This window comes from Microcystis sp. 49638_E5, from assembly GCF_021300285.1.
Lineage (GTDB): Bacteria > Cyanobacteriota > Cyanobacteriia > Cyanobacteriales > Microcystaceae > Microcystis > Microcystis aeruginosa_C.
The window spans coordinates 45,636-59,774 of record NZ_JAJTDH010000036.1; the positions used below are offsets into that span (position 1 = coordinate 45,636).

Here is a 14,139-nt window from a genome sequence, read left to right on the forward strand (position 1 = left end):
TTTTCTGGCTCTCTTTAACTTACTATAGAAGCGATCAATCTTTGTGTCCTCTGTGTCTGGAGTGGTTCCTTCCACTCCCAGTATTTACTCCGATTTTGTTAAGATATATTGCAGATACCCTGAACTTTAGTAAACAGAGGAGCTAAATCACCTAGTATTGCGTCCTTTTCAGTGTTGCCAAAGGCACGGCGTAGCCGTCCAGTGAACAGTGAAAAGACATCAGGAAAGTGCTATTTAAAACTACTCACTTAGAACTCAAATCTGATAAGGGACTTGCGCTTTGATAATGTACCTTTTGGGCGAACGCAGTTCGCCCCTACATTGTGGACAAAATCCGTTACTGTAGGGGCGCAAAGCTTGCGCCCTCCGATCGCTCAGGTTTGCTGATCACCCTAAGTAGGGCGAGAGCCTTCGAGATGTTAGGGACTTGCGCTTTGATAATGTGCCATCTGGCTGGTCTAATTCTTCTACAGAGCGATTTTCCGGCTGGGATATTATTCCCACGCAAGTCCCTAACTGATGACTAATAACTTTTAAATTTTTAACTTTAAGCAAATGCGTAATAGCGGACTCCTATCAAAAACCAAAGTCAAACTGAAACGGAAAAAAACGCTCACCTCGCCGACGCGGCCAGCGCCGAATAAATTACAGAATAAAATCAAAGATAAAGAGCGTCTAGTCGGTCGTCAGCGTCAGTCATGGCTAATTATGGGCTTAATTAGCCTTGTCCTGCTAGGAGGAGTTGGCTCGCGCTTGGCCTATTTACAACTGCAGCAAGGACAAATTAACCGAGAAAGGGCAGAAAATAACCGGATTCGCATTCTTCCCAAACCCCCAGTCCGGGGCAACTTATTCGATCGCAATGGCAAAGTTTTGGCCACGGCCCGTTTAACCCATGCGGCCTATATTTGGCCAAAATCCCAGCGTAATCCCGCCCAAAAACTCAATCTTGACCGTTTAGCCAGTATTTTAGGCATTCCCAGAAGCGACCTAGAAAAACGCATTAACGAAGCGGACGAAAACCCCTCCACCCTGATCCGCATCGCTAGGGGTTTAACTCCGGCCCAAATTATCGCCCTAGAGGAATACAAAGACGAATTAACCGGCATTGAAGTGGACGTGGAATCAGTGCGCTACTATCCCAATGGTAAAATCGGGGCGCATATTCTCGGTTATACCGGGGAACTAACCCCGGAGGAATATCAAGCCAAAAGACGACAGGGCTACCGATTGGGAGATGTCGTCGGTAAAATGGGTGTAGAAGCCGCCTACGAGTCAAAATTGCGGGGAGAATGGGGGGGAATGCAGTTAGAGGTCAACGGATCGGGACAAGTAATCCAAATTCTCGGCCAAAAAATTGCTAAACCGGGGCAAGATGTCACCCTGACACTAGATTTAAAACTCCAAAAAGCCGCCGAGGCCGCTTTAGGAAAACGCAAGGGTGCGATCGTGGCGATCGATCCCCGGGATGGTTCCGTGCGGGCCATGGTCAGTTATCCTAGTTTTGATCCTAATGTTTTCTCGGCCCCAATTACCACCGCCACTTGGAAAAAACTACAAGCGGAGGGCAACCCGTTTGTTAACCGCGCTCTGCAAGGATTCCCCCCCGCTTCCACCTTTAAAGTCGTCACTGCCACTGCTGGCATGGAATCGGGTAAATTTCCCCCCAATACGGTCTTAAATACCTTTGCTGCCCTTTATGTGGGGGGGACAGCTTTCGGGGAATGGAATCACGCCGGTTTTGGTCCGATCGGTTTTGTCCGGGCCATGGCCATGAGTAGTAACACTTTTCACGGTCAAATTGGTCGCGGAGTGGGGGGACCGACTTTAATTGCCACGGCTCGGCGCTACGGTTTCGGTCAGAAAACTGGGATAGAATTAGCGGAAGAAACTCCGGGGTTAATTGCCGATCGCGATTGGAAACTGCGTAATTTTAAAAACTGGGATTGGTCGGTAGGGGATACGATTAATATGTCGATCGGTCAAGGATTTACCCTAGCGACTCCCCTACAGGTAGCTGTGATGTTTGCTGTCCCCGCTAACGGCGGTTTTTTGGTGAAACCGCACCTTTTACAGGATGCCCGGGATGTTAAGGAATGGCGCAAGTCTTTGAACATGAAACCTAGCACCCTAGACACCCTGAGAAAGTCCCTGAGAGCCGTGGTAGCGGAAGGAACCGGTCGGGCCCTATCAGACCCCGCTTTACCGCCTGTAGCGGGCAAAAGCGGCACAGCAGAAGCACCTCCAGGCAAGTCCCACGCTTGGTTTGGAGCTTTCGCGCCTTTTGATAAGCCCGAAATTGTCGTGGTCGCCTTTGCGGAACATTCCGGCGGTGGTGGTGGTAAAGTGGCCGCACCTATGGTACGTCAGGTAATGGAGGCTTATTTTAATATCAAGCCGAAAGAAGAAAAACCCCGGCCGAAGCCCTAGAGACCTGTGGCGGTAAGCGGCACACAGCGCACGGTAATTCCCGTGGCCGTGGCGATTTTTTCCGCCCAAATCGCCAATATTTCAGCGTTTACGGGTTTGAGAATTTGCATTCCGTCGCCCGCGCTGAGGGGATTATTACCACGGGTTTCTAATTGTCTTTGTCTTGCCCGGGGACGGGTCGGGGTGTTAAGTTGAATTTCATCCGGTTGTAGCTGTTGCATCAAATCGATGTATCGGTCTTGATCTTGGGGCGACCAAGAGGCCAGTAGCATGGTTTGAATTGCTAGTTTTCCCGACCATTCTTGGCGAAATTGTCTTAATCCCCACCAAAGCTCCTGCCAATCCAGACCGGAGACCGGACGGTTAACCCGTCGCCATTGGGCCTCGGAAACAGCATCGATTTTAGCGGCGACGATATCAGCTTTGCTCAAGTCTTGACGCACTTGGGCATCTCCCAAAAGGGTACTATTGGTTAAGACCGCCACCGGCCGCTCGGTTATTTCCTTGACGGTGGCCATTATTTCCCCTAAATTGAGGGCGAGGGTGGGTTCCCCGCTACCACTGAGAGTGACTATATCCACGTCCCAGGGGGCAAAGGCACTTAAATCCCTGCTAATTTGTTTGCTGGTGATAAAAACTCTTCGTTGCTCGGTTTTTTGCTCAATTTCTCCTAACTGACAGTAAGCACAGTTAAAGGAACAGGTAGAAACTAAACCAATCGGATCGATGCCCAAGGAACTGCCGAAACGCCAAGAGGCAACCGGACCATATACGGAGCAGAAATAATCTTGGCGAGCAGTCATCGAAAATACCGAAAGAAGACGGAGAGGGAGGGATTCGAACCCTCGGTACGGTCTTACGATTCGTACAACAGATTAGCAATCTGCCGCATTCGACCACTCTGCCACCTCTCCAAGATGACATTATTTTAGTCTAACATGAAAGGCCGATTTTTGGCAAGTAATTTTTGGGCAGTTAATCGCCTAAACGACCATCCTCCATATTGACAATGCGATCGGCGATGTCGAGAATCCGGTTATCGTGGGTGACAAGTAAAATCGTGCAACCTTGTTCTTTTGCCAATTTCTGCATGATTTCCACCACATCGCGCCCGGATTGTTTATCTAAGGCCGCGGTCGGTTCATCGGCGAGGACTAATTTGGGATGACTGACGAGGGCGCGAGCGATCGCAACCCGTTGTTTTTGTCCCCCCGATAGATCGTGGGGATAATAATCAACGCGGTTGCCTAAACCGACTGACTCCAAAATTGCCGCCGCTTTTTGATCGAGATCTTGTTCTAAAAACTCCTCGTGCAGTTCCAAAGACATCCTTACGTTTTGTTTCGCTGTGAGGAATTTTAGTAAATTATGTGACTGAAAAATATAGCCAATTTGTCGGCGAATTTTCAGCATTTTGCCCTTACTAATTCCTAACATTTCTTGGCCGAGAATTTTTAAACTGCCCGCTTGTGCCGATCGCAAACCTCCCATTAAACTCAATAAAGTAGTTTTCCCCGATCCCGAAGGACCAGTCATAATCACTACTTCCCCCGCTTTAATTTCCAGATCGATATCGTATAAAACCTGTTTTTTTAATTCCCCCGTGCCAAAATAGTAATTTAAGCCTTTAATGGCAATTACGGGTTCATTAGGGCTAAAATCGACTAATTCTCGCTCTTTTTGAAAAATCGGCATTATTTCACCCTTGATAGCTTAGAAAATATCGGCTGGATCTGCTGTCCTTAATTTGCCCATGGCGACAATTCCAGAGGCAATACACATAATAATTGTTAGGATTAAAACTTCGATCGCCCTAGCGGTAGTCATCACTATGGGTAAAAGTGTAGCGGAGGAAGCGAGATTATAAACACCGAGAGAGACGATAAACCCGGGTATATACCCCAAAACCGCTAGTAATAAAGCCTCTTGCATCAAAACCCCGACTAAATACCAATCACCGTAACCCATAGCTTTTAGGGTAGCGTATTCGGGTAAGTGATCGGTGACATCGGAATAGAGAATCTGATAGACAATGACGATACCGACGATAAAACCGACTACTGTACCTAAACCAAAGATAAAACCAATGGCTGTACCATTTGCCCAATAGGTTTTTTCCCTTTCAGCAAATTCTTTTAAAGTAAGGACTATTACTTCATTTTTAGGGAAAAGTGCCTGTAAATTGGCCTTAACTGCTTCGATATTTGCCCCCGGTTGCAGTTTCACCAGTCCTATATCGATTTCGTGGGGTTGACGTTCGGGAAATAGCCTTAAAAAGGTAGAATCACTGGTAATGACGTTACTATCGGCAGCAAAGGAGGCACCAAGGGTAAAAATTCCCGCTACCTGTACCTCTTTTTTATTTAACTGAACTGTCAAATCGGGGTTTTTCTGGAGTAAATCGGCAATTGGACCGAATTCTGGTCTTCCTGCTTGATCGTATAAGACGCGATTTAACATCTTTAGATCACTGGATTTTTGATTGACTTCTGGGAGGGTAAAAACCCGTTGACTGGGATCAAAACCAAAGACTAAAGTAGTTCTTTCTAGGGAAGTTTCGGGATTGCGCCACTGGGCCGAAGCAATATAAACTGAGGCTAAGGATTGAATACCCTCGACTCTTTTAGCTTGGTACAAGCGATCGCGTGAGAAACTTTTCACCGCAAAGAGGGTATCGAATTGGGGATTAATCAGGACTAAATCCGCATCGAGAACATAATGAGGTTTAACGGAAGCATCAAATAAGGCATCCCGAAACCCCAACTGTGTAAAAATTAGGAAGTCAGCAAAAGCAATCCCGGCAATAGCTACAATCAAACGGGTTTTCTCTCGCGTCACCTGTAACCAAGATAGGGGCGTTTTTTTGAATAGATGGCTTAGTTTCATGGAAAACCTACTCATTGATAGTTACAGTTACTTGGGAATTGGTTAAACCTGCCACTTTTTGACTGTTTTCGCGATCTAAGGCAATGCGGACAGAGATCACTTTGCGATCGAAGTTTTCTCCCGGTTGATTGCTGAAGATATTTTGTTGGTCAACTTTTAAAGCAATTAAGCGCACTTTTCCGCTAACTTCGCCCTTAAACGCCGATCCGGTAATCGTGGCAGTTTGTCCCTTGCGAATTTTCCCGATATCGCTTTGATAGATTTCGGCAATTACTTCCATGCGCTCGGTTTCAGCAAGGTCAACAATTCCTTGATCGCTGATTTGTTCCCCGATACGGGTATTGACTTTAATCACTTTGCCGGTAATTGGCGATCGAATATAGGCCTGATTTAACTCGGTTTGGGCCTTTTTAACGGCAACTAGGGCAGCATTTACCTCCGCTTGGGCTGCCCGCACATCGACTCCCCGCACTTCCGAGACTTGATTTAAAGTGGATCTGGCCTCTTTGATCTGCTGTTGACCGGTGGATTCAATCCGGGCTAGGGTAGTCTTAGCTTCTTGTATCTGTTGTTTACCGGTGCTTTCAATTCTCTCTAGGGTAACTTTTGCTTCTGTTAGTTGTTGATTACTGGTTTCTAAATTTAGTCTTTTACTATCAAAACTAGAGGCGGAAATTGCCCCTTCTTGATAGAGTTTTTCGTAGCGATCAAATTCAGCTTTGGCATTGCGATATTCTGCTTCTAATTTGCCAATTGTCGCTTTTTGGGCAGCCCTATCCCCTTCTAATTGCGCTGTTAATCTTTGGATAGTTGTCCGTTGGTTTGCTTGATCCCCTACCCATTGTGCCTCGATTTTTCGCACGTTAGCGGCATTAGCATCGATTTCACCGACTTTTGCCCCAGCTTTAACCTGTTCTAGTTTGGCTGCGGCTACTTTCACCTGTTCTTGTGCCTGTCGCAGGTTATCCTCTAATCTTTCCTGACTTTCGAGAATGGCGATTATTTGTCCCGTTTTGACGCTATCTCCTTCATCGACTAATAATTGCATGACTCGATCGGAATCAAGCAACATCGGGGCAGATATGCTGATAATTTCTGTCCTCGGTTCAATTCTGCCTAAAGCGGTGATTTTTTGCGGTACGGGCGACGCAATTACAGGGGTTTTGGTTTCGGGTTTGCTGGCGAATTGGGAAAGACTATAAAAGGTGGTTATTCCTAATAATCCTGTGCCTAATACTATTAACCCGATTATTAACTTTTGATTTGGTTTCACAAAAGTTTTACCTTTCATAATTTTTTAGTTAATAAGTGATTGTTGGGGGTTAACAGTTTTTCTGCAAATAAGTAGTAAGAATTTTACCTAATAATTCCATTTGTTCATCGATCGCAATCTGTTCATTGCACCACAGGCGCTCTAATATCAGTCCATTAATAACGCTGACAACTAACCAAGCTACACTCGGATCGCTAATACCTAAAATCTCGATTACTGCCTGATGATAGCGGCGATCAACGCGCTCAAAAAGTTGACTACGACTCAGTTCTTCTCGTCCTTGGTATTGAGAATAATCAATCCATAAGAATAATTGTTTGATGCAGTAATCCTCGCGATTAGTCATAAATTTGCCGAGAATTTTTAGCTTTTCTGTCAGGGTTTTTCCTCGATCAATCTCGGCTTTAGCTAATAAAACATCCTGCCGGCACATCTCCTCGACTAATTGCTCGAAAAGTGCCGCTTTACTGGGAAAGTAGTGGTACAGCGTTCCCGTGGACACTCCCAATCCTTGCGCTAATTCTCTCGTCGTCATGTTAGCATAGCCTTTCTCGGCAAAGAGTTCGGCACTTTTTAAGAGGAGTTCTTTTCGGTATTGTTCTACATCTACTATCTTAGGCATAAGTTTAATATCGAACGTTCGTTATATTTTAGCTTAACATTACTATGAATGGGGAAATCGGCTGTCCCTTTGCCTGTATGCTAGAAAGAGGAGCTAATTCGTTATTGAGCGAGCTTTTTCGCAAGGATTGACAGTATGGGTAATATTCACGAGCAGTTATTAGAGGAATTAGCCGAAGTGGAGTGGAGTGACTTGATCCCCCATGCTCAAAGGGATGCGCTGATCCTAGTTTCCGATTCCCTCAATTTAATCGAAGTGGCAGAAGCGATCGCTGGTGATCAGGTTGCTCAAGTGCAGAATTGGATCGGGGAAAAACTACTAGAAAAACCGACACAGGAGCAATTAAGCGATTGGAATTCCCATCCCGATAACCTTTTTAATACACTAATCGTGCAACCTTTTGTGTTAATTCAGGCCGTAGTTTAGATGAAAAAATAGGAATTGTTGAAAAACTTGGCTCTTCTAGAGTAGTTAGGGACTTGCGCTTTGATAATGTACCATCTGGCTGGTCTGGTTCTTCTAGAGAGCGATTTTCTGGCTGGGATATTATTCCTACGCAAGTCCCTTATGATGTATAGCAATTCAATTTGAGACGTAAATAAGTCCTGCTATGGTAAAATAGAGAAGTTGTGTCAAGAAATGAAAGAAAAAAGGATCTTCGTTACTTGGTCTGGTTCGATAGGGGGGCATAAATCGACTAAATCCTTATCTGGCAAGAGATAATTGATTAGTTCGCTCTAGATCAAAAACAATTGACAAAAATCCCCAAACATTGCTATGAAGATCCCTGTGCCGTGAAATAGTTGATAAACACTAGCGTTGTTTTGTACCATACCAGTCATTATTTCGACGATTATGACTAATTTCTCCAATCAAAGTCTAAGCAACCGCTCGTTTGCAGGAGAAAACCTTGCAGGAGCAAACTTTCGCAATGCCGATATTCGCGGTTGTGATTTCACCAATGCCAACCTCGAAGGAGCCGATTTTTCAGGTGTAAGGACAGGTAAAAGTCTCAGGCAACAGGTTATTCTGATTTCGTGTGTGATTACAGAAACACTTATTTCTATTGCAGTCGCTATCTTCGCCTTTGGGGTTTTGGCTACATTTATATTTGAAAAAATTTTTGCGAATGTAACCACATTTAACGGTTTATTTGCAGGATGTGTTGCGTTTGGGAGTGGGGTTTTATTGTGTTTTTTGTATTTATTATTTCGCCTGATTACAAAAACACACCATAAGGATTTGCCAATGGGTCAATCCATAGTTGCTGTGTTTGTGGGAGTAATTATAATTTTAGGAAAGATGGGATTTGGAGAATTTATAAAAGGGAATATTTTTGGAGGAATTTTTTACTTTAGTCTAGCCATATTTTGCAGTTGGCTAACATGGTTTGGAATTGTATTGGCAGTTCGTACATTTCAACGAGCAACAGGAACATCGTTCACCAAGGCAAATCTTTCCTACGCTCAGTTTATTCAATCCACGTTAACTGGTTGTGACTTTTCCAATTCTGATATCAGTAACGCTAAATTTTACAAAGCAAACTTACGAAATTCTGTTTTAACTAACATCAATGCTGACGGTACAGATTTTTCAGGTGCAATCTTTAAGGGAGCGTACATTCAGAATTGTAGAATCAATGATAATACAAAATTCGATGATGTTATTTGGAGTAGAAAAGCAAAGACTGGATGGCTTGATTTCTCCAATCAAGATCTACGGAATTACTCATTTAAAGATGATCAAAACTTAGTAGGAGCAAACTTTCGCAATGCCGATATTCGCGGTTGTGATTTCACCAATGCCAACCTTGAAGGAGCCAATTTTTCAGGTGTGAAGGCGGGACGAAGCCGCACTCAAGAAATTATTTTAATGGCAGTTGTCTTTGGGATTCTGATTCAGGGAGTGTTTGCTAGTGCGGTAGCGTTTAAGTTTGTAAATGCTTCTTTAATTGAGTTTGCTGGTGCAGTTGTGGGTTCTCTTATATTTTCATTGGGAATCACTTTTACATTTTTGTTCATATTCTCGTTAGCACCAATATTTGATAATGTGCTATCGGTATTACTTTTTTCTCCGGTTATGTATGTGGCTATGGATGGGTTCGCATTTGCGTCAATAGCTACGTTTAATGAATTTACAAAAGGAAGCTTTCTTTGGGGAATTTTTATTGCTGTTATAGCCTTATTTCTTGCGTTGGTGTTATATTTCATCTTCTATGGAATAATTTTAGAATTTCAGAAGATATTGGGGACATCCTTTAGTAAAACAAACTTGTTAGATGCTCAGTTTAGTCAATCCATACTAAGTAATTGTGACTTTTCTAATTCTGACCTCACAAATGCTACATTCCACCGCGCAAAACTACAAAATGTTAACCTCGCTAATGCTAAAGCTCACGGAACGGATTTTTCGAGAGCAAAGTTCAAAAATATCAATATTCAAAATTGGAGTATTGATGCGGATACCAATTTCAATGATGCCATTTTGAGTCGAGAGCTTATTACTACATTGCTTGACTCCTCTAATCAACATCCTATCAATGTGCAGGATGGAGAAACCGATACTGTATCTAATGTCAACCCCCTTGACTTCTCCAATCAGGATCTAAGGAATCGCTCATTTAAAGATAATCAAAACCTAGCAGGAGCAAACTTTCGCAATGCCGATATAAGAGGTTGTGATTTCACCAATGCCAATCTTGAAGGAGCAGATTTTTCGGGTGTAAAATCAGGACGAAGCCACCGTCAAAAAATTATTTTAATTGCAGTTGCTTTAGTAGTTATGATTCAGGGAGCGTTTGCAGCAAAAATTGCCTTTGAGTGTTCTAGTGCATCGATAATTCATTTGGCAGTGGCGGTTGTGGGTTTGTTGGGATTGTCGTTAGGGATAGCTTTTACGTTTTTGTTTATATCTACAACAGTTCCAGAGACTTCCACAGCAATACTTTTTTCTGCGGTTATGTTTGTGGCTATAGACGGATTTAATTTTGTTGCTATAACTACGTTTAATGAATTTACAAAAGGCAATCTTATTGTTGGAAATCTTCTTGCAGTTATCACTTTACTTCTGGGTTTAGTATCATGTTTCTTTTTTGCAGTATTGTGGATGGGATTTAAAGAACTTCAGAAGATATTGGGGACATCCTTTAGTAAAACAAACTTGTTAGATGCTCAGTTTAGTCAATCCATACTAAGTAATTGTGACTTTTCTAATTCTGACCTCACCAATGCTACATTCCACCGCGCAAAACTACAAAATGTTAACCTCGCTAATGCTAAAGCTCACGGAACAGATTTTTCGAGAGCAAAGTTCAAAAATATCAATATTCAAAATTGGAGTATTGATGCGGATACCAATTTCAATGATGCCATTTTGAGTCAAGAGCTTATTACTACATTGCTTGACTCCTCTAATCAACATCCCATCAATGTGCAGGATGGAGAAACCGATACTGTATCTAATGTCAACCCCCTTGACTTTTCCAATCAGGATCTAAGGAATCGCTCATTTAAAGATAATCAAAACCTAGCAGGAGCAAACTTTCGCAATGCCGATATTCGCGGTTGTGATTTCACCAATGCCAATCTTGAAGGAGCAGATTTTTCAGGTACAAAGGCAGGACGAAGCCGCACTCAAGAAATAACTTTCATTGTGGCCGTCTTGATAGGTGTCGTTCAGGGATTTTTGGGGTCGAAAGTATTGACATTTTCTTATGATTTTGGAGGATATATTTTAAGTATACCTATTATGATTTTAGGTTTGCTTATAGGTCTATTTGTAAGTCATTCTTTGATAACATTTTTACGTTCACTTTCTGAAAGCTTAAACAAAGAGTTTGTTAATGACACCTTGTTGATGTCCTCTTTTTCTGGATTTTTTCTTGATAATATTCTTGGTTTACACTTAATTCTTGCGCCATTTTGTTTATTTTTGTTATGGATGTTAATTGGAGACTTTGAACTAAAAACTGGAACATTTTTGAACAAAGCAAACCTATCCCGTACTCAGTTTATCGAAGCCACGCTGATCAATTGCGATTTCTCTAGTTCTGACCTCAACAATGCCACATTCTACAAAGCGACTTTGCGAAATTCTAACTTTGCTAATGCCAACGCCAACGGTACGGACTTTTCTAGTGCTAAATTAATAGGAACAAATAAGAAAAATTGGAATATTAATGCTGATACTAATTTTAATGAAACCATTTTTATTGAAAATATTAGTACGATATGGCTTGGTTTTTTAGTCAATTTCTTTAAAAAGGCAAACTTATTAGGTTTATTTTTAATGGGATTTTCTTTTGCTTGCTACATACCTCTTATAGTTCCTTTTGTCAATTCAAATATTCTTTTATTTTTAAAATTAATTATTGTAGTATGGCTCATATTTTCTATATTAATATCTCCACTTTTTTCTCGTTTTTCTGACAAAGATATAACAAAACTTAGAAAAAAACTTAGAATTCCTTTTATTGGCTTAATATTTACTACTTATATAATATATATTATTTATAGAATTTGTATACTTTTTGGAGGCGAGCATGAACATATTGGTGGTACGGGTTCTATTTCATTTTCATCGGCTGGCTCTCTACTAGGAGATATTTTCTGGCTTCCTATTTTATCTTTAGCTTTAGTAATTAGAAAGATAAGACGGAACGGTAGAAATTTATTTATTTCTATTATTTTTACTGTTAGCAGTTTTGCTTTTGGGATTGGTGTGGGATATTTAATTTTTGTAACATTGCCTAATTTGATTTTACTAGGTTGGATTACAATGCCTATAGGATTGTTGTTTTTAATATCTTCATTTCCATTTGAAGATAGCTAACTTTTACCAACAACGGAAAATCATATCAAAGGAGCAAAACTATGTCAGTATTCGATATGCGTCATCAGACAGTTACAAACCAAACAAATAATAATTATAGCTTTGCTGAAGCTCAAAATCAAGCCGATTTGATTATTGAGCTAGAGAAATTGAAGTCTGAAGTAAGCAACGCTGGAGAATCTCAAGTCATCAATGCCGAAATTGTTACAGAGGTTCAAGAGCAAATCCAAAAAGCTGTCGATCAAGCAAAAAAACCTGAACCTAATAAGGATGTAATTGCAGGTTGTCTAAGCACGGCTAAAGGCTTTATGAAGGGAGTCGCCGAAGCTGGTGGAATCGTTGCTGGAATTGTTAAAGCTATTGAATTAGTCCAAAAACTGTTTTAGCCGATGTTGACTGGTATATTCTTGCAGTCGTTTACAAATACACAGCCTTGTAAATACTGATTCAAAGGAACTAAAAAACTATGTCAAATTTTGATCAGCAGGGGCAAATTGTCTATCATCAAATTAACCAAGTAATCAATCAACAAATTATTAATGTTAATGATGAGATGGTTGAAAAATTTGTAGAAAATTTTGCCTCTCTACTTCCTCTCGATGCGGATGATAAAATAAAAAAATCTATTACTCTGTACATTATCACCGAATATGCAAATAACGGTAACTTACCCATATCGCCTGAACAATTAACTTCTCTATTGGAAAAGCTTAATCAATTAAGCATTGATGAATTCAATAGGCTTTTATCTTCTGACAAAAAATATAAACAATTAAGGCACAACTTAGGCTGGTATATTTCTGTTGGGGCTGGTGTTGGAGTCGGCGTTGGTTATGCGTCTGCAAAAGTAGATATAGAAAAGATTATTCAAGAGTTAACCCATAATAATAGTTTGTATGTTCCTGACTTGACTCCTTCTTCATCAAGTAATCCTAGTTCGCAAACAGAAGATAACTCAGAACAGCACTATCCTAGAAGTTCAATTCCTAAAGAGCATATAGCTAGTTCAGTCATATTGCACAAATCTATAGACTCTTTACCTGACACTAGAGAACCATTTCTCCCTGTTAGCAGTAGTCGCGGTAGCAGTTCTTTTCCAACCCACCACCAAGAGCAATTGTTAGAGAGTTCTATTAATCATAATATAAGTGGAGGATCACCAGAACCTCACCCAATCAGTTTGGACAAGTCTAACGGAGATATTGAAGATTGTGACCACTTAAATCATTGTGGCCACTGTGACCATTGCGATCACTGCTTTATAGCTACTGCTGTCTATGGCACTTACGAATCACCTCAAGTTATCAAATTAAGACACTTTCGAGACGAAAAACTGAGAATGTATCTATTAGGAAAGTTATTTATTTTAATATACTACAAATTATCGCCACCTTTAGCTCGCTGGCTTAAAGATTCACCAAACTTTGCCAAACCAGTTCGTCATATCCTTGATATGCTTGTCAAATGCTTAGAAAGTTAATTTATAGATGTTTCTCTATGCACACAAGAACAAAACGGAAAGTATCGATTTCCAAATTGTTAATATTTGTTATTCCATTAGTCGATTGTTTAGAGAAAATCGGTTTACGGTTTATTCTTGATTTTGCTGTTATTCACTGTATCCGATTCTATCAAAAATATCTTTCGCCTCGTAAAGGATTTTCCTGTGCTTACAGCGTACTTTATAGATGTGAATCATGCTCGGAGTATTTTCGGAAAACTGTAAAAATTTACGGTTTGAAAAAGGCAATTTTTCTGTTTCAGAAGAGACTAGAAGAATGTAAACTTGCTTATAGAGAACTACTGAAGGGAGACAATAAAAATTAGCTCCATAAAACATAAACACTAATACACATTAATTTTGTAGTAGAGCTACTCTTAGTCAGTAGCCCAGCAGGATGAGCTACGCAGTGCTAAACCAATGAAAAAAGTACAGCAAAGACAATACCCTCCCCACTTGCATGAGAAAGGAATTGTTTTGTGTAAAGAATAATCCTGGCATCGAGCTATTGTCCCGGTCGGCAACCCGACAAGTATCTTGGCCACGGTGAAGTTTCACAACCGAGTTCGGGATGGAATCGGAGTGGTGCCATCACGT

At 41.3% G+C, this 14,139-nt stretch carries 11 protein-coding genes, 1 tRNA gene and 1 rRNA gene; 6 read left to right on the forward strand and 7 right to left on the reverse strand.

What is annotated here, in order from left to right; genetic code table 11:
* The first annotated feature begins 555 nt into the window (after window positions 1-555).
* The gene (gene mrdA / locus LW728_RS12185) at window positions 556-2,430 is read left to right on the forward strand and encodes a penicillin-binding protein 2 (protein ID WP_287766802.1); all 1,875 of its coding nucleotides are present in this window, start codon (window positions 556-558) and stop codon (window positions 2,428-2,430) included.
* On the opposite strand, the gene LW728_RS12190 is transcribed toward mrdA, so the two are convergent.
* The 6 genes from LW728_RS12190 to LW728_RS12215 form a co-directional block, all read right to left on the reverse strand.
* Window positions 2,427-3,233 carry a radical SAM protein gene (locus LW728_RS12190; protein ID WP_287668195.1) on the reverse strand — a complete coding sequence of 269 codons (807 nt, stop codon included), beginning with the start codon at window positions 3,231-3,233 and terminating at the stop codon, window positions 2,427-2,429. The two genes, mrdA and LW728_RS12190, sit on opposite strands and share 4 nt — an antisense overlap.
* 19 nt (window positions 3,234-3,252) lie before the next feature.
* A tRNA-Ser gene (locus LW728_RS12195) sits at window positions 3,253-3,344 on the reverse strand.
* Window positions 3,345-3,405: 61 nt separating this feature from the next.
* Complete coding sequence (locus LW728_RS12200; protein ID WP_004268947.1) at window positions 3,406-4,125, reverse strand: DevA family ABC transporter ATP-binding protein; 720 nt, start codon at window positions 4,123-4,125, stop codon at window positions 3,406-3,408.
* Window positions 4,126-4,143: 18 nt separating this feature from the next.
* On the reverse strand, window positions 4,144-5,316 hold the full coding sequence (gene devC, locus LW728_RS12205) for an ABC transporter permease DevC (RefSeq protein ID WP_287668199.1): 1,173 nt from the start codon (window positions 5,314-5,316) through the stop codon (window positions 4,144-4,146).
* A gap of 7 nt (window positions 5,317-5,323) precedes the next feature.
* The gene (locus LW728_RS12210) at window positions 5,324-6,607 is read right to left on the reverse strand and encodes an HlyD family efflux transporter periplasmic adaptor subunit (RefSeq protein WP_287766804.1); all 1,284 of its coding nucleotides are present in this window, start codon (window positions 6,605-6,607) and stop codon (window positions 5,324-5,326) included.
* Between the two features lie 31 nt (window positions 6,608-6,638).
* Window positions 6,639-7,211, reverse strand: coding sequence for a TetR/AcrR family transcriptional regulator (locus LW728_RS12215; RefSeq protein WP_287668203.1), 573 nt, complete (start codon window positions 7,209-7,211; stop codon window positions 6,639-6,641).
* Between the two features lie 135 nt (window positions 7,212-7,346).
* Here LW728_RS12215 and LW728_RS12220 point away from each other — a divergent pair, with 135 nt between their 5' ends.
* The 5 genes from LW728_RS12220 to yidD all read left to right on the forward strand — a co-directional run bounded on the left by LW728_RS12220 (window position 7,347) and on the right by yidD (window position 13,868).
* The gene (locus tag LW728_RS12220) at window positions 7,347-7,637 is read left to right on the forward strand and encodes a DUF2288 domain-containing protein (protein WP_002749972.1); all 291 of its coding nucleotides are present in this window, start codon (window positions 7,347-7,349) and stop codon (window positions 7,635-7,637) included.
* A gap of 429 nt (window positions 7,638-8,066) precedes the next feature.
* Window positions 8,067-12,041 (forward strand): pentapeptide repeat-containing protein, encoded by a 3,975-nt coding sequence (locus LW728_RS12225; protein ID WP_287766805.1) that lies wholly within the window; start codon window positions 8,067-8,069, stop codon window positions 12,039-12,041.
* A 41-nt stretch (window positions 12,042-12,082) separates the two neighbouring features.
* A complete protein-coding gene (locus tag LW728_RS12230) occupies window positions 12,083-12,427 on the forward strand; it encodes a hypothetical protein (protein ID WP_271947127.1) in 345 nt (114 codons plus the stop codon).
* An 80-nt stretch (window positions 12,428-12,507) separates the two neighbouring features.
* Window positions 12,508-13,521, forward strand: a complete 1,014-nt coding sequence (locus LW728_RS12235) for a CFI-box-CTERM domain-containing protein (protein ID WP_287766806.1) — start codon at window positions 12,508-12,510, stop codon at window positions 13,519-13,521.
* A gap of 17 nt (window positions 13,522-13,538) precedes the next feature.
* Window positions 13,539-13,868: a membrane protein insertion efficiency factor YidD gene (gene yidD, locus LW728_RS23220; protein WP_172969338.1), complete on the forward strand. Its 330-nt coding sequence runs from the start codon at window positions 13,539-13,541 to the stop codon at window positions 13,866-13,868.
* Window positions 13,869-14,034: 166 nt separating this feature from the next.
* Here the strand turns inward: yidD and rrf are convergent.
* Window positions 14,035-14,139, reverse strand: a 5S ribosomal RNA gene (rrf, locus tag LW728_RS23410); the annotation flags it as partial.